Below are 21,427 nucleotides of genomic sequence, written 5' to 3'. Positions count from 1 at the left end.
AGGGTTGTTCAGTCAAGCGACGTACTATCAAACTGAGCGTGCTTGTTGTCGTATGTGCAGCGATTTTTTTGAAAAATATCGATGGATAACAAAGATCATATAAAGGACACTTTCGATCTTGAAAGAGGTAGGGCGATCGACGCATTTGCGAACATTGAGAGCCAGCTTTGCTGGGTTATGGCTGATGCGGGAAAAATTGACCATCAGATTGCATCTGTCATTTTTTACTCAAATATTTCAATGAGTCCACGGATTGAAATCGTGACCGCCATTCTAGAGGCGTCCTGCGGAGATCAATTCAAGAAATTTTGGGATTCGGTGCGCAAGATCGTTGCTTCGCTAAATAAGCAAAGAAATAAAATCGTGCACTGGCACGATTACCCTGTATTCGAAGGGGCAGATATAAAGTATGTGGCTGAAGTTTTGATTCATCCTGTTATAGGTGATAAAAATGCAAAACTCCCCCAACTGGCGATTGATGATCTTCGTCAATTTATTAAAAAGGCGAAATACACCTCTAAGGTTCTTGGGGTGTTTAGAAGGTGTTTTGATGAAAGGTTGGGTGACGCGATAGTTCGTCGTGACATTGAAAAATTTTCAGATGCGGAAATTACATTTCCACCACCTAAAAATGATTTATTTTTCAGCTAAATGATTTCTCGTTTTCTTTCGAAGTGCAGCGTACCGTACGCTGCCCCTGAGATCTCTTCGGTCGGCTGGGGACACCCACGAAAATCCACGAAAAACCAACAAAAGCCCCGGCACCTTCATTAGGTCCGGGTTTTTTTCATTTACTCAACAAGGATGACGCCGCGCAGTGCTGCCTTTTCTGCAACCGTCGATTAACCAGTACAGACGCGGCTCGACGCTCAAAGCGAATGCGAGGACGACGAAAATTGTGCAGCCATGCGTGAGTACGCTCGACCACCCAGCGGAGCTTGCTAGTCCGCTGCCGCATTCCATACGGCGCAGGGCGATCACCGGTTCGATACCACGCGCACGAAGCCGCTGACGATGCGGCTCGGAGTCATAGCCTCGATCTGCGTAGATGACTTCGGGCTTGCGAAGCAGTCGGCCGCGTACGCCGCGAAGTGGCGGGACCGCGTCGATGAGCGGCAGCAGCTAGGTAACGTCGTTGCGATTCGCGCGAATCAGGATGGCACCGATGGGGACGCCATTGGCGTCGACGAGGATGTGATGCTTCGAACCTGGTCGCGAGCGATCGATGGGGGTCGGGCCAGTTTTTCGCCCGCCCCAACGGCTCGCACCGACGATGAATCGACCGCTGCCCGTGAGAAATCGAGTTCGCCGGCTTCGCGTAACTTCGCAAGCAGCAGTTCGTGCAACGCGCTCCACACGCCGGCCCTTTGCCAGTCGCGCAAACGCTTCCAGCAGGTCGGCCCTGAGCCAAATCCCAGCTTGGTCCAGAGGTCGCACCAGCGTATCCCGGTCTTGAATACGTTCAGGATGCCGTCCAGTGCCGCCCGGTTGGAAACCGGGAGCCGTCCTGGGTGTTTCTTGCGGCGTGGCTTTGGCGGTGGCAGCACGCTAAGAAGCGGTCATTTCCCGATGCCCGTTACGCGGGCGCGGGCATCTATGCATATGCATAACAGCGGCCGCTATACTGTCGGGCGATGATCGGCGTCGCGCCCGCACGGGCGGCAGCACGATGACGATGAAACCGAAAGGAGGCAACGATGCGGATTCTGGTGGTAGGGGCCGGCGCGGTCGGCGGATACTTCGGCGGCCGGCTGGCTGCGGCGGGGCGCGACGTGACGTTCCTGGTGCGCGACGGCCGCGCGGCCGCGCTTGCGCGCGACGGGTTGCTGATCCGCAGCCCGCGCGGCGACCTGACGCTCGCGAACGTGCAGACCATCCGCGCGGGCGACGCGGGCGCCGGCGTCGCGCCGTTCGATCTCGTGCTGCTGAGCTGCAAGGCGTACGGCCTCGACGATGCGATTGCATCGTTCGCGCCGTTCGTCGGCCCGCAGACGCTGATCCTGCCGATGCTCAACGGAATGCGCCACCTCGACGTGCTGCGCGAGCGCTTCGGCGCCGCGCAGGTGCTCGGCGGGTTGTGCGTGATCGCGGCGACGCTCGATCGCGAGCAGCGCATCGTGCACCTGAACGACACGCACGGCGTGTCGTTCGGCGAGCTGGCCGGCGGCGAATCGCCGCGCGTGCGCGCGGTGGCCGACGTGCTCGGCGGCGCGGGCTTCGACGCCACGCTCAGCGACGATATCACCGCGCGGATGTGGGACAAGTGGGTGTTTCTCGCGACGCTCGCCGCGAGCACGTCGCTGTTTCGCGGGTCGATCGGCGACATTCTCGCCGCGCCGGACGGCCGCTGCCTGCTCGAAACGATGCTCGCCGAATGCAGCGCGATCGCCGAATACAACGGCCACCGGCCCGACCCGGCGGCCAGCGAGCGGATGCAGCGGATGGTGCTGACGCCGTCACCGCTGACCGCGTCGATGCTGCGCGACGTCGAGAACCATGCGCGCGTCGAAGCCGATCACGTGATCGGCGACCTGCTCGCGCGACGCGACCCGCAGGCGGCCGATACGCTGTCGCTGCTGCGGATCGCGTACAACCACCTGAAGGCGTACGAGGTGCGCACGGCGCGCGAGCACGCGGCGGCGTAAGCCGGCGAGGGCGGCCGCCGCGCCGTTCCGCGCTGCAACAAATTTGCCGTCCGACGCCATTCCCGCGCGCGGGCGGCAAAAAAGTATCGAAAATCAGGCGTAAAGTTGGTGGAGCCGCGCGCTCGATCGACCTACATTGCTTCCCATGCGACCGGTCGCATCGCCGCGCGAGACACGCGGCGCTGCACGCCCAGCCGAACAGGCCGGTCAGCAATATATGGGAATGGAGACGCCAACATGATGCACCCCGATCTCGAAGTGGTCGAAGTGCGACGCGACGAGTCGTTCAAGGTCTGGTCGCACGGCTATCCGTATCGCACGATCCGCTGGCATTTCCATCCCGAATTCGAGCTGCACCTGATCGTCGCGACGCACGGCAAGTATTTCGTCGGCGATCACATCGGCTCGTTCGGCCCGGGCCATCTCGTGCTGCTCGGCCCGAACCTGCCGCACAACTGGGTCAGCGACATGGCCGAAGGCGAAACCGTCGAGCGCCGCAATCTCGTGATCCAGTTCGATCCGTCGTTCGTGCGTCGCTGCATGGACGCATTCCCCGAATGCCGCGACGCGCAGGCGCTGCTCGACGACGCGCGGCGCGGAGTCGGCTTCGACACCGCGACGAGCGCCGTGATCGCGCCGTTGTTCGACGAACTGCTGACCGCGCGCGGCATGCGCCGCATCGCGCTGTTCATGACGATCCTCGAACGGCTGTGCGGCGCGGCGGAGCGCACGCTGCTCGCGAGCCCCGCATACGACCAGGCCGACGTCACGCCGACACGGCTCAGCCACGCGCTGTCGTATATCGGCAAGAACCTCGCGTCCGAGCTGCGCGAATCCGATCTCGCGCAACTGACCGGGCAGAGCGTCAGCGCGTTCTCGCGCGCGTTCCATCGCCATACGGGCATGCCGTTCGTCCAGTACGTGAATCGTCTGCGGATCGAATCCGCGTGCCAGATGCTGCTCGCCGACGACGCAAGCATCACCGACATCTGTTTCCAGGCCGGCTTCAACAACGTGTCGAACTTCAACCGCCAGTTCCGCGCGGTGAAGGGAATGGCGCCGTCCGAATTCCGCGCGCTGCAGCGCCTGAACGTGCGCAGCCGCGAGCTGGCGCTGCACGCGGCGCCGACCGGTAACCCGCTGCCGCCGCGCGTGCTGACGCCCGGTGCGCCCGAACTCATGCCGCAGCCCGGATGATCGCCGGGCCGCCGCCCGCCCGAGTTTTACCCGCCGTTTCACCGTTTCACCCAGCCGATCGCGTCGCTCACGTCGCGAGGGGCGCATTCACCCACGAAAAAGCCGCACACAATTCTGGAGACACCGTCATGACGCACGCATCGCCCGCTTCATCCCCCCGTCGCGCCGCCCGCCTGGCGGCCGTTGCCGCGCTCGCCGTCGCGGCGCTGTTGCCCGCCGCCGCGCACGCCGCGCCGCTGCGGATCGGCATGACGTTCCAGGAACTGAACAACCCGTACTTCGTGACGATGCAAAAGGCGCTGAACGACGCGGCCGCGTCGATCGGCGCGCAGGTCGTCGTCACCGACGCGCATCACGACGTCAGCAAGCAGGTGAGCGACGTCGAGGACATGCTGCAGAAGAAGATCGACATCCTGCTCGTGAACCCGACCGATTCGACCGGCATCCAGTCGGCGATCACGCAGGCGAAGAAGGCCGGCGCGGTGGTCGTGGCCGTCGACGCGAACGCGAACGGCCCGGTCGATTCGTTCGTCGGCTCGAAGAATTACGACGCGGGCGTGATGTCGTGCGAATACCTCGCGAAGGCGATCGGCGGCAGCGGCGAGGTCGCGATCCTCGACGGCATTCCGGTCGTGCCGATTCTCGAACGCGTGCGCGGCTGCAAGGCCGGACTCGCGAAATTCCCGAACGTGAAGCTCGTCGATACGCAGAACGGCAAGCAGGAGCGCGCGACCGCGCTGTCGGTCACCGAGAACATGATCTCCGCGCATCCGAACCTGAAGGGCCTCTTCAGCGTGAACGACGGCGGCTCGATGGGCGCGCTCGCCGCGATCGAGGGGTCCGGCAAGGACATCAAGCTGACGAGCGTCGACGGCGCGCCCGAGGCGATCGCCGCGATCCAGAAGCCGAACTCGAAGTTCATCGAGACGACCGCGCAGTTCCCGGCCGACCAGGTGCGCATCGCGCTCGGCATCGCGATCGCGCGCAAGTGGGGCGCGACGGTGCCGAAGGCGATTCCCGTCGACGTGAAGGTCGTCGATCGCGGCAACGCGAAGGGTTTCAGCTGGTGAACGACGTGCGACGCGACGCGAAGGGCGGCGGCGCGGCCGACGCCCTTCGCACGGAGAAGCCGATGGACACGATACTCAGGCTCAGCCACATCACGAAAAGCTTTCCCGGCGTGAAGGCGCTGTCCGACATTCATCTGGAGATCGCGCGCGGCGAGATCCATGCGCTGCTCGGCGAGAACGGCGCGGGCAAGTCGACGCTGATGAAGATCCTGTGCGGCATCCACCCGCCGGATGCCGGCACGATCGAGATCGACGGCGCCGCGCGCCATTTCGCGGACTATCACGACGCGGTCGCGGCCGGCGTCGGCATCGTGTTCCAGGAGTTCAGCCTGATTCCGCACCTCGATGCCGTCGACAACCTGTTCCTCGGCCGCGAGCTGCGCAACCGCTGGGGCGCGCGCGACCGCAAGCGGATGCGCGCCGCGGCGGCGAGCATCTTCGCGCGGCTCGGCGTGGCGATCGATCTCGATGCGCCGATCCGCACGCTGTCGGTCGCGCAGCAGCAGTTCGTCGAGATTGGCAAGGCGCTGTCGCTCGACGCGCGCATTCTGATCCTCGACGAACCGACCGCGACGCTCACGCCGGCCGAGGCCGAGCACCTGTTCGCGATCATGCGCGAGCTGAAGCGGCAGGGCGTCGCGATGATCTTCATCTCGCATCACCTCGACGAGATCTTCGCGGTGTGCGACCGGATCACGGTGCTGCGCGACGGCCAGTACGTCGCGACGACCGAGGTCGCGCACACCGACGTCGAGCAACTGGTGCGCATGATGGTCGGCCGCCGGATCGAGAGCAGCTTTCCGCCGAAGCCGGTCTTGCCGGCCGACGCGCCGGCCGTGCTCGAAGTCGATGCGCTGCAGATCGAGCGCGACGGCCCGGTGAACCGCTTTGCGTTGCGTGAAGGCGAGATCCTGGGTTTCGCGGGCCTGGTCGGCTCGGGCCGCACGGAAACCGCGCTCGCGGTGATCGGCGCGACGCGTGCGCATCGCAAGGCACTGCGCGTGCGCGGCGCGGCGGCGAAGCTCGCCGATCCGGCCGACGCACTGCGTGCGGGCATCGGCATCCTGCCGGAAAGCCGCAAGACGGAAGGGCTCGTCACGTCGTTCTCGATTCGCGACAACATCTCGCTGAACAACCTCGGCAAGTACCGGTCGATGCGCTGGCTGATCGACCGGCGCGGCGAGGCGCGCACCACGCACGACGTGATGCGGCGCGTCGGCGTGAAGGCGCCGTCGATCCACACCGAGGTCGCGACGCTGTCCGGCGGCAACCAGCAGAAGGTCGTGATCGCGCGCTGGCTGAACCATCACACGTCGGTGCTGATCTTCGACGAGCCGACGCGCGGCATCGACGTCGGCGCGAAAGCCGAAATCTACGGGCTGATGCGCGAACTCACCGCGCGCGGCTACGCCATCATCATGATCTCGTCCGAATTGCCGGAAATCGTCGGCATGTGCGATCGCGTCGCCGTGTTCCGGCAGGGCCGCATCGAAGCGACGCTCGCCGGCGACGAGATCGATCCCGACACGGTCATGACCTATGCCACGACCGGCACGCGAGGAGCGACCCATGAACCTGCCTGATTCTTCTTCCACGCGTTCGACGACGCTCGCGGCCACCGCCGGAAACGGCGATGCGCCGCCGCCCCGCGCGATGTGGGCGCAGCTACGCCGCTCGACGCTGTTCTATCCGCTCGTCGGCCTGATCGTCGTATGCATCGCGATGATGATCGCGAGCCCGAGCTTCCTGTCGGCCGCGAACCTCGAGAACGTGCTGCGCCAGGTGTCGATCAACGCGATCATCGCGGTCGGCATGACCTGCGTGATCCTGACGGGGGGGATCGACCTGTCGGTCGGCTCGGTGATGGCGCTGTCGGGCACGCTCGCGGCCGGGCTGATGGTCGCGGGCGTCAACGCGGTCGCCGCGCTCGCGATCGGCATCGCGGTCGGGCTCGGCTTCGGCTTCCTGAACGGCGTGTTCGTCGCGTTCGCGGGGATGCCGCCGATCATCGTCACGCTTGCGACGATGGGCATCGCGCGCGGCCTCGCGCTGATCTATACGGGCGGCTATCCGATCGACGGGCTGCCCGACTGGGTCGCGTTCTTCGGCAGCGGCAAGGTGCTCGGCATCCAGGCGCCGGTGCTGATCATGCTGGTGGTCTATGCGATCGCATGGCTGCTGCTCGACCGGATGCCGTTCGGCCGCTACGTGTACGCGATCGGCGGCAACGAGCAGGCGACGCGGCTCACCGGCGTGCGGGTCGCACGCGTGAAGCTGATCGTCTACACGCTGGCCGGGCTCACGTCGGCGCTCGCCGCGATCGTGCTGACCGGGCGCTTGATGAGCGGGCAGCCGAACGCGGGCGTGGGCTTCGAGCTCGACGCGATCGCGGCCGTCGTGATGGGCGGCACGTCGATCTCCGGCGGGCGCGGCGCGATCCTCGGCACGCTGGTCGGCGCGCTGCTGCTCGGCGTGCTCAACAACGGGCTGAACATGATCGGCGTGAACCCGTACGTGCAGAACGTGATCAAGGGCGGAATCATTCTGCTCGCGATCTACATCAGCCGCGAGCGATCGCGGTAACTATTGATTAATCCGGTATCCGAATCACTCATAAAAGAGACAACCCATGACGACACCCGAAGCCCAGCCGCGCATGACCGCGGTCGTCTGCCACGGCCCCGAGGACTATCGCGTCGAACAGGTCGCGATGCCGCGCGCCGGTACGAACGAGCTCGTGATCCGCATCGCCGCGTGCGGGATCTGCGCGAGCGACTGCAAGTGCTACACCGGCGCCAAGATGTTCTGGGGCGGACCGAGCCCGTGGGTGAAGGCGCCGGTGATTCCCGGCCATGAATTCTTCGGCTATGTCGAGGCGCTCGGCGACGGCGCGGCCGAGCATTTCGGCGTCGCGTTGGGCGACCGCGTGATCGCCGAGCAGATCGTGCCGTGCGGCAAGTGCCGCTATTGCAAGTCGGGCCAGTACTGGATGTGCGAGGTGCACAACATCTTCGGCTTCCAGCGCGAGGTCGCCGACGGCGGGATGGCCGAGTACATGCGCATTCCGCCGACCGCGATCGTCCACAAGATTCCGCTTGGCGTATCGCTCGAGGACGCGGCGATCATCGAGCCGCTGTCGTGCGCGATTCATACGGTGAACCGCGGGGACGTCCAGCTCGACGACGTCGTCGTGATCGCCGGCGCGGGCCCACTCGGGCTGATGATGACGCAGGTCGCGCACCTGAAGACGCCGAAGAAGCTCGTCGTGATCGACCTGATCGACGAACGGCTCGAACTCGCGCGCCAGTACGGCGCCGACGTGACGATCAACCCGCAGCGCGACGACGCGCGCGAGATCGTCCGCGCGCTGACCGACGGCTACGGCTGCGACGTGTACATCGAGACGACCGGCGCGCCGGTCGGCGTGAACCAGGGGCTCGACCTGATCCGCAAGCTCGGCCGCTTCGTCGAATTCAGCGTGTTCGGCGAGGATGCGACCGTCGACTGGTCGATCATCGGGGACCGCAAGGAACTCGACGTACGCGGCGCGCACCTCGGGCCCTACTGCTATCCGGTCGCGATCGACCTGCTCGCGCGCGGGCTCGTCACATCGAAGGGCATCGTCACGCACGGTTTCGCGCTCGAGGACTGGGACGACGCGATCCGCGTCGCGAAATCGCCCGAATCGATCAAGGTGCTGCTGAAGCCGGCCCGCTGACGGCCGGCGTGCGCCTCACCGGAGACATCATGGAATACGTGATAGGCGTCGACATCGGCACGCAGAGCACCAAGGCGCTGTTGGTCGACCGGCACGGCACGATCGTCGCGCGGCGCTCGGCCGGCTACCAGCCCGATACGCCGCGCCCGCTGTGGGCCGAGCAGTGGCCGCAGGTGTGGTTCGACGCGGTGCGCGACTGCATCGCCGGCTGCGTGAGCGATGCGCGCGTGCAGGGCGTGCCGGCCGATGCGATCCGGGCGGTGTGCGTGAGCAGCCTGTACGGCGGCTCGGGCATCCCGGTCGACATCGACATGCGGCCGCTGCATCCGTGCCTGATCTGGATGGACCGGCGCGCGACCGCGGAAGTCGACTGGGTCAACGCACACGTGAACGTCGAGCGGCTGCGCGTGATCACCGGCAACGGCGTCGACAGTTACTACGGCTTCACCAAGATGCTGTGGCTGCGCGACCGGCGGCCGGACGTTTGGGCGAACGTGCGCTATTTCCTGCCGCCGAACGCGTACGTGATCTATCTGCTGACCGGCGAAGTCGCGGTCGATCACAGTTCGGCCGGCAATATCGGCGGCGTGTACGACGTCGCGCGCCGCGAGTGGTCCGACGATGCGCTCGACATGCTCGGCATTCCGGCGACGATGATGCCGGAACGGCTGGTCGATTCGACGGACGTCGTCGGCGGGTTGCTGTCGCAATGGACCGCGCCACTCGGGCTGCCGGCCGGCACGCCCGTCGTCGCGGGCGGCGTCGATGCGGCGGTCGCGACCTTCGCGGCCGGCGCGACGCGTACCGGGCAGCACGTCGCGATGATCGGCACCAGCATGTGCTGGGGCTACGTGAACCGGCACGTCGATGCGCGGCACGGCCTCGTCAGCATGCCGCACGTGTTCGACGGGCAGCGCGACCTGTACGTGTTCGGCGGCGCGATCACGGCCGGCGCGTCGGTCGCGTGGTTTCGCGACCAGTTCTGTCACGCGGAAATCGATGCGGCGCGGCTGCTGCCGCACGGCGATCCGCACGCGCTGCTCGAGGAGGCGGCCGAGCGCGTGCCGGCCGGCGCGGACGGCGTGCTGTTCCTGCCGTATCTGATGGGCGAGCGCAGCCCGGTGTGGGATGCGAAGGCGAGCGGCGCGTTCGTCGGGCTGAGCCTCGCGCACACGCGTGCGCATCTTTATCGTGCGGTGCTCGAAGGCGTCGCGTTCGCGTTGCGTCACAACATCGAGGCCGGCCGTCGTGGCGCGGTGGCGCTGGACGATCGACTGATCGTCGTCGGCGGGGCCGCGCATTCGGCGCTGTGGATGCAGATCATCGCGGACGTGACGGGTTTTCCGGTGTGGACGATCGAGCAGGACGTCGAAGCCGCGATGGGCGCCGCGTTGCTGGCGGGTGTGGGTGTGGGGCTGGTGTCGCGCGATGACGCGCAGGGCGGCTGGGTCACGCTCGTCGAGCGCGCGCGGCCCGATGCCGAGCGCGCGAAAACGTATGACGCGCGTTTTGCGCTCTACACGGCGCTGTATCCGGCGCTCAAGCCGATCATGCACAAGCTGGGCACGTCATCATGAACACACGATTCGATTTCAGCGGGTCAACGGTGCTCGTCACGGGCGCATCGAGCGGCATCGGCCGCGCGTGCGCGATCGCGCTGGCGCACGCAGGCGCGCGCGTCATCGCTGCAGCGCGAGACATGGCCGCGCTCGACGCGCTCGCCGGCGAGATTGCGTGCGATACGTTGCGCATGGATGTCGGCGGCGACCAACACGCGATCGATGCCGCGCTCGATGAGTACGATGCATTCGACGGCCTCGTCAATTGCGCGGGAATCGCGTCGCTCGAACCGGCGCTCGATGTCGACGCCGCGCATTTCGATCGCGTGATGGCCGTCAATGCGCGCGGCGCGGCGCTCGTCGCGCGGGCGGTGGCGCGCAAGATGATCGAGCGCGACGGACGCGGCGCGGCGAACGCACGGGGCAGCATCGTCAACGTGTCGAGTCAGGCGGCGCTCGTCGGCCTGCCCGCGCATCTGAGCTATTGCGCGTCGAAGGCGGCGATGGACGCGATCACGCGCGTGCTGTGCATCGAACTCGGGCCGTACGGCATTCGTGTGAACAGCGTGAACCCGACCGTCACGCTCACGCCGATGGCGCAGTTCGCGTGGAGCGCACCGGAAAAGCGCGCGCCGATGCTGGCCGCGATTCCGCTCGGCCGGTTCGCGCAGCCGGACGAAGTCGTCGAGCCGATCCTGTTTTTGCTGAGCGACGCGGCGTCGATGATCAGCGGCGTGTCGTTGCCGATCGACGGCGGGTATACCGCACGCTAGACCGCGTCACGGCAGTCGCGGGTCGAGTGCGCGGCGCGGCCGGCGCGCGGCTAGACCGGATCCTTGCTCGGCGGTCCGTCCGGCTGCTGCGGGTTGTCGTGATGGCCGGGCGGCGACGAGAACGGATCGTCTTCCGGATCGCGGTTCGGGTCGGCCGGTGGTTCGGGCGTCGGGGTCGTGTGGTCGCTCATGGAGAACTCGTGCAGTGCGTGACGGCGGTGGCGCGGCGGACGTGCCTCGTCTTCGTTATAGCCAATCGGTCGCGCGTTTGCAGCGGGATTCTTGCGATGGCTTGTCGATCGTCGGAGAAATCCGCCTATTGGCAGGGTTCGTGCGGGAACGTGCGGGCCCGCGCAATCAATGTCAGCGCAAATCCGCCGGTGTATCGACGTCGCGCAGGATGCCGGGATCGTCGACGTCGAGCAGGGCCACCGGCGCGCTGGCGAACAGTGCGCGAGCGCCCGCGTCGCCGTCGAGAGTGGCGAGCGCCTCGAAGTGGTGCGCGGCGAAACCGACCGGATGGCCGCGCACGCCGCGATGCGCGGGTGCGACGATCGACGCGCCGTCGGCGTCGAGCGCGCGTGTGACCGTTTCGTAAGTGGAAGCCGCGATCCACGGCATGTCGCCGAGCGCGACGAGCCAGCCGCTCGCATCGGGCGCGGTGCGAACGCCGGCCGCGAGGCTCGCGCCCATGCCGCGCAACGCGTCGGGGGCATAGACGACCTGACAGCCGGCTTCGTTCAGCAGGATCGCGAGCTTTTCGGCGCCGGGGCGCACCACGGCGATCACGTCGGCGGTGGCCGCCGCGAGACGGCGGGCGGCGGCGACCGCCACCGGTGTGCCGTCGGGAAGCCGGGCGAGCAGCTTGCTGTGCAGGCCGCTCGGGTCGAAGCGTTGACCAAGGCCGCCGGCGAGCAGGACGCCGGTCGCGAGTGACGCATAGGACATCGGCGCGCGGGGAGTGAGACAGGTGTTGCGATTGTGCGGGAGCACACGGGGATCGGCAAGTGAGGATGTTACCGAGTCACCTGTGTCGGATCGGGAAAACCGTCATCGCGATGCTTCGTCGAGCATGCTTTCGTCGACAGGACCGTAAATTGCGTGAGATTCGTTCTGCATGACGGCCCAATAGCGATCGCCGAACGACCAGTGCCACCATTCGGACGGGTAATTCGTGAAGCCGGCGCGGGTCAGTGCGTCGATCAGGATCTTGCGGTTCGCTGCGGCCGGGCGGCTGATGAACGGGTTGTGCGTGTAGCACGAGCAAGTGGCGCGACGACGGTTGCGGGCCACGAGCCGATATTGAATGAAGCGGTCGTGGTCGTTTTGGTCAGACGAATCGCCGATATGCCAGAGTCTGGCGGAAGAGGCGCCGCCGTTCGACCCACGGGTGCGCGACGCTTACCAGAGCGTCTTGACGTGCGCGTACGCGCGGATTTTTTCGTCGCGGGTGACGAGCGGCGCGCCGAGCCGCCGCGCGGTCGCGACGATCATGCGATCGGCCGGATCCTTGTGGAACGTGCCGGGCAGGTCGGTGGATTTCGCGGCGATGTCGGCATCGACCGGCACGAACCGCATGCCGTCGATTTGCGCGACGGTGGCGAGCCATGCGTCGACATCCATTGTCAGGGCGAGGCGGTCGTTGCGCACCAGCATCGCGATTTCCCACGCGGAGATGGCCGATGCGACGAGCGTGCCTTCGCCCCGTGCGCGATCGATCGCGCTTCGCGCTTTCTTGCTGAGCGCAGGGTCGCCCGCCACCCACCACACCAATGCATGCGTATCCAGCACGATCACCGCGACGCCTCCCAATCATCTTCCGCAATCGGATCGAGAGGATTGTCGTAGCGCATGACCGAACCGCGCAATATGTCCAACGGCTGAGCTTCGCGCGAGCGATACGGGCGGATCTCGAGCGTCGGTTTGCCGTGGTCGGTGACGATCAGGCTTTCGCCCGACGCCTCGACGAGCCGGAAGTATTCGAGTGCGCGAGCCTTGAATTCGGATTTCGATACGGGAGCGTGCGGCATCATGATTTGAGCATGGTCATATGACGATGGTCATTTTAGACCCGCGTTTCGACGCCGCGCAAGCGCTGTGGAGCGTGCCCGGCTCACGCTATGCATCCGCCCACTTCCTCAACAGGTTGTGATAAATCCCGGTCAGCGAAATGACCACCGGGTCCTTCGCCCCTTTTTTCGCGGAAAGCGCCTGAATTTGCGTATCGAGCTGAAACAGCAGCGTGCGATCGCCATCGTCGCGCACCATGCTCTGAATCCAGAAGAACGATGCCACGCGCTCGCCCCGCGTCACCGGCGTCACGTGATGCAGGCTCGACGCCGGATACAGCACGAGGTCGCCTGCCGGCAGCTTCGCGCGATGCACGCCGTAGGTATCCTCGACGCATAGTTCGCCGCCGTCGTATGCGTGGGGTTCCTCGAGGAACAGCGTCGCCGACAGATCGCTGCGCACACGAAAATCCGTGCCGCGCAGCAGCCGGATCGCGTTGTCGATGTGCGTGCCGAACGTCTCGCCGCCTTCATAGCGATTGAACAGCGGCGGAAACACCTTGAGCGGCAGCGCCGCCGAAAAGAACAGCGGATGGCGGGCGAGTGCGTCCTGGATCGCATCGCCGACGGTGCGCGCGACCGGTGAACCTTCCGGCAATTGCCGATTGCGTTTCGCGAGCGCCGACTGCGCGCCGGAGGTTGCGTTGCCATCGACCCATTCGGCGGCATCGAGCAGGTCGCGGCATTGCGCGACTTGCGCTCGGGTCAGTACGCCGGGGATATGAAGCATCATGATGCGGATTCCATGGCGTGCGGCGCCAGCTGCATGGCCGCCGAACGAAAAGCGTCGAGCGGCGACGACACGAGATACGCACGCATCTTCGCGATGAACGCGGGTGTCGCGGTGGCCGGCACGCGCGCGAGCCAGGCGAGCGCTTCGTCGACGCGCCCGCGTTCGGCGAGCAGCCGCGCATAGTTGAACTGGCCACGAAAATCGCCGGCGTCGGCCGCACGGCGATAGTGGTCGAACGCGGCGTCGATATCGACCGATACGACCCAGCCGTCCTCGTAGAAGCCGCCGATCAGGTTGATCGATTTCGCGTGACCGAGCGCGGCCGCGCGGCGGAACCAGTCGAGCGCGTCGGCGCGGTTCTCGTCGACGCCGTTGCCGAGGGCAAGTGCGGTCGCGTAGTTGTACATGCCCCAATCGAGGCCTGCCTGCGCGGCGAGCCGATACCAGTACACGGCGACCGGCGCGCACGCGGCCGTGCCCCAGCCGAACTCGTAGCAGCGCCCGAGCATGTTCATCGCCATCGGGTGGCTGGCCCGCGCCGCGTGCCGGAACCAGTTGAACGCGGCCGCCGGATCGCGCGCGACGCCGTGCCCGTCGAGCAGGTGTTGTCCGTACACGGCCTGCGCGTCGACGATACCGTGGTCGGCCGCCGCCGCGACCCACGCGGCGGCGCGCTCGGGCGGCCCGGCCAGGATGTCGGCGAACTCGCGCGGCGAGACCGACGCGAGCGCCTTCAGCGATACGGCCTCCATTGATCAGTAGCGCGCGTTCAGCGTGACGAACGCCGAGCGGCCCGGCGCGATCGACGCATAGTGCGCCGGATACGCCTGATCGAAGTACGTGCGGTTGAACAGGTTGTTCACGTTCAGTTGCAGGTCGAGCTTCTTGTTGATCCGGTACTGCGCCATCGCGTCGAAGCGCCAGGACGACGGCACGGCGCGCAGGTTCGCGGGATCGCCGAACACTTCCGACATGTAGAACGCGCCGCCGCCGACCGTGAACTTCGGCGTGACGTCGTAGTTCGACCACATCGTGAGGCTGTGCTTCGGCGTGTTCGGGAAGCGGTTGCCGTTGTTCGCGGCGTCCTTGCCGTTGTCGCGCAACGCGCTCTTCATGTACGTGTAGCCGCCGAACACCTGCCATTGCTTCGTGATCTGGCCGGCGAGGCCGAGCTCGAGGCCCTGCACGCGCTTGTTGCCGACCATCGCGTACTGGTTGTTCGGCAGCGTCACGCGCGCGTTCGTCGTATCGATCTGGAACAGCGCGGCCGTCAGCGACAGCTGGTCGTTCAGCACGTTCCATTTCGTGCCGAGTTCGATGCTGCGGTTCTTCTCGGGCGCCATCTGGTCGGCGTTCGGGCCGACGCCGCCGCGGCCCGGCGTCAGCGACTGCGTTTCGCTGCCTTCGCCGAGCAGCATGCCGGCCGGCGTCGACGACGTCGCATACGACGCGTAGATGCTGCCGTTCCGTGCGGGCTTGAACACGAGGCCGGCTTGCCAGTTGAACAGCGTGTCGTCGCGCGTGTAGGTCTTGCTGCCGTTCGCCTTGGTGTCGGTGAAGCGGGTCGAGTAGTCGTCGACGCGCACGCCGGCGTTCACCTGCCAGCGCGGCGTGAGCTCGATCGTGTCGAAGCCGTAGATCGACTTCGTCGTGGTGCGCGCATGCGCATAGTCGTTGTTGCGCGTGATCGAACCGGCCCACGGATCGTTCGGGTTCGGCGACCACAGGCTCGTGCAGTTGTAGCCCGACGGCGCACCGATGCCTTTCTGGCAGATCGTGCCCTTGTCGGTTGCCACCGTGTACGAATCGCGCTTGCCCCATTCGCGGGACAGCTCGATGCCGGTCGTGAAGCTGTGCTTGAACGGGCCCGTGCGGAATTCGCCGAACAGCTCGGTCAGGTTCGCGAGGCTGTTGATCGAGCTGTCGCGGTTGTTGTTGCGGCGCCAGACCTTGCCGTTCACCACGTTGCCCTGGCTGTCGTCCGGCTGCGTCCAGATGTAGTCCTGCGTCGATTCCGTGTAGCGCGTGGTGTTGCGCACCGTCAGGTTCGGCGTGATGTCGTGCTCGATCTTGATCGTGCTGATGTCCGACGTGGTCTTGCGGAAGTCGCGGTCGATCAGGCCGTAGAAGTTGTGGCGATCGACGGGCGCCGGATAGATCGTGCCGACGTTCGCGGGCTTGTTCGACGTCGTGTAGAAGTACGGGATCCCGCCGTCGGGCATGTCGTCGGTTGACAGGTGGTAGTAGCTCGCGGTCACGCGCGTCGGCGTGCCGAGGCCGAACGCGATCGACGGCGCGACGCCCCAGCGCTCGTTGTTGACGGCGTCGCGGCCGGCGACGTCGTTGTTGTGACTCATCAGGTTCAGGCGGAACGCGGCGTGATCGGCGAACTGCCAGTTGCCGTCGGCGGTGAAGCGGCGATAGCGGTCGGTGCCCAGGCCCGCGCTCGCGGCGGCCGTCGTGCCGAGATGCGGGGCCTTCGTGATCAGGTTGATGCTGCCGCCGGCACCGCCGCGGCCGCCGTACGCGCCGTCGGAGCCTTTTGTGATCTCGACGCGCTCGGTGTTGAAGATCTCGCGCGTGGTGGCGCCCGTGTCGCGCATGCCGTCGACGAACATGCTGCCCTGCGTGTCGTAGCCGCGGATGAACGGACGATCGCCGAGCGGGTTGCCGCCTTCGCCGGCGCCGAACGTGATGCCGGGCACCGTGCGCAGCGCTTCGGTCAGCGTCGCCGCGCCGCTGCTCTGGATCAGTTCCTGCGGGATCACGGTGACGGATTTCGGCGTGTCGACGAGCGGCGCGGTGAATTTCGCGGAAGCGGAAAAGTCGGCCTTGAAGCTGTGCTCGGTCTTGCCCTGGATCTCGATTGGTGCAAGGTGGCCCTCGGTGCTGACGGGCGCCGCGGGCGGCGTGCCGTCGGCGAACGCGGGGCTCGCGGCGAGCACGCTGCACAGGGTGGTGAATTTACCGAGCTTCAGCTCGTCGGGACGGGACTTCATGGTGCGCTTCGACCTCGCGGTGTGGCCCCGGGGCGGTGCGTTGCGGAAACGTGCATGCCGCCGGGAATTATTACGATTTGTTTTCAGGCGGCATTCTATGTAATTTCTTGTTGAATGAGAAGCGTTCTTGTTCGCGTTTGTGCGGGGATTGTTGACGAATGTTGCAGAGGGCTTGTGGGGGATTGCGGGGCGGGAGGATGGCCGAACGGCCGAATGGGAGAGGCGCGGCAGGCGGCTTACAGTGGCCGAATCTTCCTTCGACTCAAATGACTGCAAGGTGTTAGTATGACTGCATTGCAAGCAAATGTAGTGAGGCGCATCATGCCCATGATCACCGTTCGAAATTTGCCCGACGAAGTGCATCGCGCGCTTCGAATCCGGGCTGCGCAACATGGCCGCAGTACCGAGGCCGAGGTGCGAGACATCCTCGAGCAAGCCGTTCGGCCGGGAGGGCGGCTGAGACTGGGAACGTTGCTCGCTGAAATCGGGCGAGAGGCTGGCGGCATCGATTTCGAAGTTCAGCGTGATAAGACGCCAACCGATCCCATGAGCTTCGAATGATCCTGGTCGATACCAACGTCATTTCCGAGCCGCTGCGGCGCGAGCCGAGCGCAGCCGTGATCGAATGGCTCGACGCGCAGAACGTCGACACGTTGTTTGTAGCCGCAATCAGTCTGGCGGAGATTCGGTTCGGCGTGGCCGTGTTGCCGGTGGGGCGCAGGCGGGACTGGCTCGAGCAAAGCATCGAGCAGCGCGTCGTGCCGTTGTTTCGCGGCCGGATCCTGCCGTTCGACGATGCGGCCAGCAAGGCGTATGCGAGCCTTCGCGCCAAGGCGCGTGGTACGGGCAACGCGATGGCGTCTGCCGATGGCTTCATCGCGGCAACCGCCGCCGCGAACGGTTTGATCGTGGCCACGCGCGACGTCGCGCCGTTCGAGGCAGCGGGCTTGCGTGTGATCGATCCCTGGGCCAGCTGACGCCGGCTCGGCCGCCGTCACGTTACCGGCGTCGAAAATGACAGCGCGCCGTGCAAGCCGGCGCGTTGGGTGCGTGCCGGCTGCGCGCGGCCCTTGAACCGGGGCAATCTCGGTTCAGCCGCGCGACACCGGCTGCAGGTCAGTCGATTCCGTGAAACACCGCATCCTCCGGGCCGAGGTACGCCGGCGGACGCCACGTCGCATCGCGCATCGAGTGCTGGACGAGATTCTCGACACCCAGCAGCACCGCGAAGATCGCCATTCGCACCGGAATGCCGTTGTCGGTCTGCCGGAAGATCGCGAGACGCGGGTCGCGGTTCAGGTCGACCGACAGGTCGTTCGCGCCCGGCCGGCTATCGCGCGGCAGCGGGTGCATGATCAGCGTGTCGGGCTTGCATACCGAATCGACGAGCGCCTGGTTGATCTGGAAATCCGGCGTATAGCCTTCGAACGACTCGTCGGTGAAGCGCTCTTTCTGAATCCGCGTCGCGTAGACGACATCCGCGCCGCGCAGCCCGGCCGCGAGGTCGTTCGTCTGCTCGACCACATGGCCGTTCGTCGAAATCTGGTCGACGATGTACGCCGGCATCTCGAGCGTCGGCGGCGATACGAGCGTGAACTTCAGCCCGCGGTACAGCGCGAGCAGCTTGACGAGCGAGTGCACGGTGCGGCCGTATTTCAGGTCGCCGACCAGCGCGATGTGCGCGCCGTCGACGATCTTGCCGAGCCGCGAGAATTCGCGCTGGATCGTATACAGGTCGAGCAGCGCCTGGCTCGGGTGCTCGCCGGGGCCGTCGCCGCCGTTGATCACCGGCAGGTTCGTCGCGCGTGCGAATTCGGCCACCGAGCCTTTTTCCGGATGGCGGATCACGAGCGCGTCGACGTAGCCGGCCATCACGCGGCTCGTGTCGTAGATCGATTCGCCCTTGGCCATCGACGAGAACGTGAAGCCCGTCGTGTCGCACACCGAGCCGCCGAGCCGGCAGAAGGCCGCGCCGAACGACACGCGCGTGCGCGTGCTGGCCTCGAAGAACAGGTTGCCGAGCACCGCGCCTTCGAGCACGCGCGAAATCTTGTGGCGTCGCGCGATCGGCTGCATGACGTCGGCCACGCGGAACAGCGCCTCGACCGAATCCCGCGAGAACTGCTCGACCGAGATCAATTGCGGCTTGCCTTCGAACAGGAACTGCTTCGCGAGCCCTTGTTTATCTACGCTTTGCGTATAGTTCTCGCCGTCCGGCGCTGGGCGTTCGACGATTTCCGACACGAAGCGCTCGACGATCTCGGGCATCCCGCGCGATTCCTGCGAATCGTCCGGAAGCAGCCAGGTATCCAGCGCGCGCCGGCTGACGCCGATGCGATTCGCGAATGCCTCGCGGGTCATGTTGAGGCGGCGCATCGCGTCGCGGAGGAAGGCTTGCTGGGGAACGGTCATCGGCGGCTCCTGGGCGAAAAATATACGCGGTGCGTATATTAGTTCCTCGCGCAATGAAGTCAAGAAAAATCTGTGCGCACGCGCGGCCGGGCCGTACTGGCGCGCGGCGCGGCTCTCCGTATAATCAGGTCAGGCCCCGTGTCCGGCAGCGTGCCGGGCGCCACGCCACACACGATTCACACGATTCGCCCGGTCGGGCTTGTTGATTCCAAGGAGAATGAGAATGACGCGTACGATTGCTGCAATGTTGCTGGTGCTGACCGCCGCGCTCGCCGGTTGCAATACGGTCGCCGGCGTGGGCCAGGATATTTCGAAGGGCGGCCAGGCGATCAGCGATTCGGCTGAAAAGGCCAAGTAAGCCGACCGGTTCAGGCATGCAGAAGGCGCCGGGCCTTCCCGCGATGGCGGGGCGGCCCGGCGCCTTTTTCGTGCGCGGGTCGATGCTGGCGGCGTCAGGCGTGTTCCACGAACGCGTAACGGCCTTCGACCTTGCGCGGCGTGAACCAGCCGTAGTCGGGGAACAACCGGTTGCGGACGAACCACACGTAACCGACCAGCACGACCGTGATCGCGAGGCTCGGCAGCGCGGTCGCCGGATCGCGCCCGAGGTCGGCGACGGTCTTCGGCATCTGCAGCAGCGACAGCAGGATGAACGCGTGATACGCGCCGACACGTTGGGTCGCAAAGCCCCAGATGAACAGCAGCGACAGCGGCACGGTCAACGCGAGGAATACGGTGACGAGGACGGTGCCGGCGCCGGATGCGAAGAAGTAGTACGCAAGCATCAGGCTGATGACCAGTTGGGCGATGCCGAGCGCGATCAGGATCCGGACGTGCACCTTGTTCTTGCGGCAGCGTTCGGGGTCCGGGCGCGACGCGATCAGATGCGCGAGCACGCGATCCTTGAGCCCCTGTCCGGACAGTTCGGCCAGCGCGTCGGCTTTCCTCGTTCCCGCGGACAGCAGCACCGCGATGCTTGTTTTGGCTTCCTTCCTGTTCATTGCTTGGCGGATTGTTGTTCGAGGGTGGTCAAAGGGGCCGGCCACGCGAATATTGCATCTCGCGCAGCCGTGCGCAACGGTTTTGCGGTGCGCGGACACATTCCTACAGTCGCCGGCTGCATCGTGGCGAAGGCGGGGAGCGGCAGGCGATGCGACGGCAGGGCGCCGCCGCCGTTTCCGCCGGGACGCGATGAGCGCGAGTCAGTCGATGGCGGTCCGCGCAGCGATCGTCGTGCGTGATTCGGCGGGCGGCTCGCGCCGTCGCGTCGCGCCGACCAGCATGCCGGCGACGACGAGCGCGATGCCGGCGACACGCGTGCCGGTCAGCGCTTCGCCGAACAGCGCGACCGCGAACAGCACGGCCGAAACCGGCGCGACCGCGGTGAACAGGGCGGCCTCGGTGCCGCTCGTGCGCGCCGAACCCGCATACCAGCACAGGTAGCCGAGCACGGTCGGGATCAGCGCGTAGTACGCGATCGCCGACACGGCGCCGACGGTCCAGCCGCTCGCCACCGCGCGCCATTCGAACGCGGCCGGCACGAGTGCGAGCACGAAGCCGAGGCCCGACATCGCGGTGGAAAGCGCAAGCGGCGGCAACGGCGCGGCAAGCCGCCGGTTGAGCAGGATGAAAACCGCTTCGCATGCGACGGCCGCCAGTACCAGCGCATCGCCGGCAAGCGTCTGCAGCGACGGCATCGCATGGCCTGGCGCGAACGTGACGAACAGCACACCGGCGGTGGCGAGCGCGGCGGCCAGCCAGTCGCGCGGCGTCTGCCGCTCGCGCAGCACGACGGCCGCGATCAACGTCGACATGGCCGGCAGCGTGCCGAGCATCACGCCCGCATCGAGCGGCGACGACAGCTTCGTCCCGCTGATCAGCAGCACCGTATAGCCGACGCCGCCCGCCGCCGCCTGGATGACGAGCAGCACGGCGTCGCGTGCGCAAATGCGGGGCCAGCGCATGCGCTGCGCGCGCATCAGCGCGAACAGCAGCGGGGTCGCGATCAGGAAGCGCAGCGCGGTGGCCGCGAATGGCGGCAGGCCGCCGGCCGCGAGACGGCTCGCGATGACGGTGCTGCCGACGCCCGCCATCGCGGCGGCGAGATAGAGATAACCAATCAGTCGTGTCTTCATGCGCCGCATCGTCGCGTACCGGGCACGGGGCGTCTTGAACGAAATTGCAGCAGAGGGGGCGTTGAATACGGTGCGCCGTCGACATGTCCGGACGCAATGGGGCGCGGCTGCCGTCGA

General features: G+C 66.1%; 23 protein-coding genes and 1 pseudogene. 12 read left to right on the top strand and 12 right to left on the bottom strand.

Annotated elements, in window-relative coordinates; all coding sequences use genetic code 11:
- The first annotated feature begins 81 nt into the window (after positions 1-81).
- Positions 82-651: a hypothetical protein gene (locus GJG85_RS21030; RefSeq protein WP_143328907.1), complete on the top strand. Its 570-nt coding sequence runs from the start codon at positions 82-84 to the stop codon at positions 649-651.
- Between the two features lie 136 nt (positions 652-787).
- Here GJG85_RS21030 and GJG85_RS21025 read toward each other — a convergent pair.
- A pseudogene (locus GJG85_RS21025) lies at positions 788-1,547 on the bottom strand (IS5 family transposase).
- A gap of 150 nt (positions 1,548-1,697) precedes the next feature.
- Here GJG85_RS21025 and panE point away from each other — a divergent pair.
- The 8 genes from panE (at position 1,698) to GJG85_RS20985 (ending at position 10,962) form a co-directional block, all read left to right on the top strand.
- On the top strand, positions 1,698-2,645 hold the full coding sequence (gene panE, locus GJG85_RS21020; RefSeq protein WP_204384376.1) for a 2-dehydropantoate 2-reductase: 948 nt from the start codon (positions 1,698-1,700) through the stop codon (positions 2,643-2,645).
- A gap of 237 nt (positions 2,646-2,882) precedes the next feature.
- Entirely contained in the window at positions 2,883-3,842 is a 960-nt protein-coding gene (locus GJG85_RS21015) for an AraC family transcriptional regulator (RefSeq protein ID WP_204384374.1), read from the top strand.
- Positions 3,843-3,970: 128 nt separating this feature from the next.
- Entirely contained in the window at positions 3,971-4,912 is a 942-nt protein-coding gene (locus GJG85_RS21010; RefSeq protein ID WP_006485848.1) for a substrate-binding domain-containing protein, read from the top strand.
- A 62-nt stretch (positions 4,913-4,974) separates the two neighbouring features.
- On the top strand, positions 4,975-6,495 hold the full coding sequence (locus GJG85_RS21005; protein ID WP_050015091.1) for a sugar ABC transporter ATP-binding protein: 1,521 nt from the start codon (positions 4,975-4,977) through the stop codon (positions 6,493-6,495).
- The gene (locus GJG85_RS21000) at positions 6,482-7,495 is read left to right on the top strand and encodes an ABC transporter permease (protein ID WP_034175227.1); all 1,014 of its coding nucleotides are present in this window, start codon (positions 6,482-6,484) and stop codon (positions 7,493-7,495) included. The genes GJG85_RS21005 and GJG85_RS21000 overlap by 14 nt, the downstream gene beginning before the upstream one ends.
- Positions 7,496-7,541: 46 nt before the next feature.
- On the top strand, positions 7,542-8,630 hold the full coding sequence (locus tag GJG85_RS20995; RefSeq protein WP_050015079.1) for an alcohol dehydrogenase catalytic domain-containing protein: 1,089 nt from the start codon (positions 7,542-7,544) through the stop codon (positions 8,628-8,630).
- A gap of 29 nt (positions 8,631-8,659) precedes the next feature.
- Positions 8,660-10,207, top strand: coding sequence for an FGGY-family carbohydrate kinase (locus tag GJG85_RS20990; protein WP_124555990.1), 1,548 nt, complete (start codon positions 8,660-8,662; stop codon positions 10,205-10,207).
- Positions 10,204-10,962: an SDR family oxidoreductase gene (locus GJG85_RS20985; RefSeq protein ID WP_204384372.1), complete on the top strand. Its 759-nt coding sequence runs from the start codon at positions 10,204-10,206 to the stop codon at positions 10,960-10,962. Before GJG85_RS20990 ends, GJG85_RS20985 begins: the two co-directional genes overlap by 4 nt.
- A gap of 50 nt (positions 10,963-11,012) precedes the next feature.
- Here GJG85_RS20985 and GJG85_RS20980 read toward each other — a convergent pair whose 3' ends face one another.
- From GJG85_RS20980 to GJG85_RS20945, 8 genes are all read right to left on the bottom strand, one after another.
- Positions 11,013-11,153: a hypothetical protein gene (locus GJG85_RS20980; RefSeq protein ID WP_012339712.1), complete on the bottom strand. Its 141-nt coding sequence runs from the start codon at positions 11,151-11,153 to the stop codon at positions 11,013-11,015.
- A gap of 172 nt (positions 11,154-11,325) precedes the next feature.
- Positions 11,326-11,910, bottom strand: a complete 585-nt coding sequence (locus GJG85_RS20975; protein WP_089489535.1) for a nucleotidyltransferase family protein — start codon at positions 11,908-11,910, stop codon at positions 11,326-11,328.
- A 102-nt stretch (positions 11,911-12,012) separates the two neighbouring features.
- Positions 12,013-12,255 (bottom strand): M15 family metallopeptidase, encoded by a 243-nt coding sequence (locus GJG85_RS20970; protein ID WP_089489534.1) that lies wholly within the window; start codon positions 12,253-12,255, stop codon positions 12,013-12,015.
- Positions 12,256-12,363: 108 nt separating this feature from the next.
- Complete coding sequence (locus GJG85_RS20965) at positions 12,364-12,759, bottom strand: type II toxin-antitoxin system VapC family toxin (protein WP_089489765.1); 396 nt, start codon at positions 12,757-12,759, stop codon at positions 12,364-12,366.
- Positions 12,756-12,995, bottom strand: a complete 240-nt coding sequence (locus GJG85_RS20960) for a type II toxin-antitoxin system Phd/YefM family antitoxin (protein WP_021158157.1) — start codon at positions 12,993-12,995, stop codon at positions 12,756-12,758. Before GJG85_RS20960 ends, GJG85_RS20965 begins: the two co-directional genes overlap by 4 nt.
- Positions 12,996-13,080: 85 nt before the next feature.
- On the bottom strand, positions 13,081-13,764 hold the full coding sequence (locus GJG85_RS20955) for a Fe2+-dependent dioxygenase (RefSeq protein WP_089489533.1): 684 nt from the start codon (positions 13,762-13,764) through the stop codon (positions 13,081-13,083).
- The gene (locus GJG85_RS20950; RefSeq protein ID WP_204384370.1) at positions 13,761-14,516 is read right to left on the bottom strand and encodes a tetratricopeptide repeat protein; all 756 of its coding nucleotides are present in this window, start codon (positions 14,514-14,516) and stop codon (positions 13,761-13,763) included. Before GJG85_RS20950 ends, GJG85_RS20955 begins: the two co-directional genes overlap by 4 nt.
- 3 nt (positions 14,517-14,519) lie before the next feature.
- Entirely contained in the window at positions 14,520-16,763 is a 2,244-nt protein-coding gene (locus GJG85_RS20945) for a TonB-dependent siderophore receptor (protein ID WP_204384369.1), read from the bottom strand.
- Between the two features lie 321 nt (positions 16,764-17,084).
- Between GJG85_RS20945 and GJG85_RS20940 the strand changes: the two genes are divergently transcribed.
- Together GJG85_RS20940 and GJG85_RS20935 are read left to right on the top strand one after the other, a co-directional pair.
- Positions 17,085-17,324, top strand: a complete 240-nt coding sequence (locus GJG85_RS20940; protein ID WP_060733370.1) for an Arc family DNA-binding protein — start codon at positions 17,085-17,087, stop codon at positions 17,322-17,324.
- Complete coding sequence (locus GJG85_RS20935) at positions 17,321-17,740, top strand: type II toxin-antitoxin system VapC family toxin (RefSeq protein WP_050017416.1); 420 nt, start codon at positions 17,321-17,323, stop codon at positions 17,738-17,740. Before GJG85_RS20940 ends, GJG85_RS20935 begins: the two co-directional genes overlap by 4 nt.
- A 139-nt stretch (positions 17,741-17,879) precedes the next feature.
- Here GJG85_RS20935 and GJG85_RS20930 read toward each other — a convergent pair whose 3' ends face one another.
- Positions 17,880-19,175, bottom strand: a complete 1,296-nt coding sequence (locus tag GJG85_RS20930; RefSeq protein ID WP_050017417.1) for an aspartate carbamoyltransferase — start codon at positions 19,173-19,175, stop codon at positions 17,880-17,882.
- Between the two features lie 223 nt (positions 19,176-19,398).
- Between GJG85_RS20930 and GJG85_RS20925 the strand changes: the two genes are divergently transcribed.
- Positions 19,399-19,533 (top strand): entericidin A/B family lipoprotein, encoded by a 135-nt coding sequence (locus GJG85_RS20925; protein ID WP_050017418.1) that lies wholly within the window; start codon positions 19,399-19,401, stop codon positions 19,531-19,533.
- A 94-nt stretch (positions 19,534-19,627) separates the two neighbouring features.
- Here GJG85_RS20925 and GJG85_RS20920 read toward each other — a convergent pair whose 3' ends face one another.
- Positions 19,628-20,176 carry a permease gene (locus GJG85_RS20920; protein ID WP_204384368.1) on the bottom strand — a complete coding sequence of 183 codons (549 nt, stop codon included), beginning with the start codon at positions 20,174-20,176 and terminating at the stop codon, positions 19,628-19,630.
- Positions 20,177-20,377: 201 nt separating this feature from the next.
- Positions 20,378-21,310: a DMT family transporter gene (locus tag GJG85_RS20915; RefSeq protein WP_204384367.1), complete on the bottom strand. Its 933-nt coding sequence runs from the start codon at positions 21,308-21,310 to the stop codon at positions 20,378-20,380.
- Between the last annotated feature and the right edge of the window lie 117 nt (positions 21,311-21,427).

It is taken from the genome of Burkholderia sp. MS389, from assembly GCF_016899425.1.
In the GTDB taxonomy this organism is placed as follows: domain Bacteria; phylum Pseudomonadota; class Gammaproteobacteria; order Burkholderiales; family Burkholderiaceae; genus Burkholderia; species Burkholderia sola.
Note: the sequence above shows the minus strand (reverse complement) of the source record. Positions and strands in the feature narration are given on the sequence as shown.

Coding starts and splice junctions, on each gene's coding strand:
- GJG85_RS21030 (WP_143328907.1), top strand. CDS start 82: ATGGATAACAAAGATCATATAAAGGACACTTTCGATCTTGAAAGAGGT.
- panE (WP_204384376.1), top strand. CDS start 1,698: ATGCGGATTCTGGTGGTAGGGGCCGGCGCGGTCGGCGGATACTTCGGC.
- GJG85_RS21015 (WP_204384374.1), top strand. CDS start 2,883: ATGATGCACCCCGATCTCGAAGTGGTCGAAGTGCGACGCGACGAGTCG.
- GJG85_RS21010 (WP_006485848.1), top strand. CDS start 3,971: ATGACGCACGCATCGCCCGCTTCATCCCCCCGTCGCGCCGCCCGCCTG.
- GJG85_RS21005 (WP_050015091.1), top strand. CDS start 4,975: ATGGACACGATACTCAGGCTCAGCCACATCACGAAAAGCTTTCCCGGC.
- GJG85_RS21000 (WP_034175227.1), top strand. CDS start 6,482: ATGAACCTGCCTGATTCTTCTTCCACGCGTTCGACGACGCTCGCGGCC.
- GJG85_RS20995 (WP_050015079.1), top strand. CDS start 7,542: ATGACGACACCCGAAGCCCAGCCGCGCATGACCGCGGTCGTCTGCCAC.
- GJG85_RS20990 (WP_124555990.1), top strand. CDS start 8,660: ATGGAATACGTGATAGGCGTCGACATCGGCACGCAGAGCACCAAGGCG.
- GJG85_RS20985 (WP_204384372.1), top strand. CDS start 10,204: ATGAACACACGATTCGATTTCAGCGGGTCAACGGTGCTCGTCACGGGC.
- GJG85_RS20980 (WP_012339712.1), bottom strand. CDS start 11,153: ATGAGCGACCACACGACCCCGACGCCCGAACCACCGGCCGACCCGAAC.
- GJG85_RS20975 (WP_089489535.1), bottom strand. CDS start 11,910: ATGTCCTATGCGTCACTCGCGACCGGCGTCCTGCTCGCCGGCGGCCTT.
- GJG85_RS20960 (WP_021158157.1), bottom strand. CDS start 12,995: ATGATGCCGCACGCTCCCGTATCGAAATCCGAATTCAAGGCTCGCGCA.
- GJG85_RS20955 (WP_089489533.1), bottom strand. CDS start 13,764: ATGATGCTTCATATCCCCGGCGTACTGACCCGAGCGCAAGTCGCGCAA.
- GJG85_RS20950 (WP_204384370.1), bottom strand. CDS start 14,516: ATGGAGGCCGTATCGCTGAAGGCGCTCGCGTCGGTCTCGCCGCGCGAG.
- GJG85_RS20945 (WP_204384369.1), bottom strand. CDS start 16,763: ATGAAGTCCCGTCCCGACGAGCTGAAGCTCGGTAAATTCACCACCCTG.
- GJG85_RS20940 (WP_060733370.1), top strand. CDS start 17,085: ATGCCCATGATCACCGTTCGAAATTTGCCCGACGAAGTGCATCGCGCG.
- GJG85_RS20935 (WP_050017416.1), top strand. CDS start 17,321: ATGATCCTGGTCGATACCAACGTCATTTCCGAGCCGCTGCGGCGCGAG.
- GJG85_RS20930 (WP_050017417.1), bottom strand. CDS start 19,175: ATGACCGTTCCCCAGCAAGCCTTCCTCCGCGACGCGATGCGCCGCCTC.
- GJG85_RS20925 (WP_050017418.1), top strand. CDS start 19,399: ATGACGCGTACGATTGCTGCAATGTTGCTGGTGCTGACCGCCGCGCTC.
- GJG85_RS20920 (WP_204384368.1), bottom strand. CDS start 20,176: ATGAACAGGAAGGAAGCCAAAACAAGCATCGCGGTGCTGCTGTCCGCG.
- GJG85_RS20915 (WP_204384367.1), bottom strand. CDS start 21,310: ATGAAGACACGACTGATTGGTTATCTCTATCTCGCCGCCGCGATGGCG.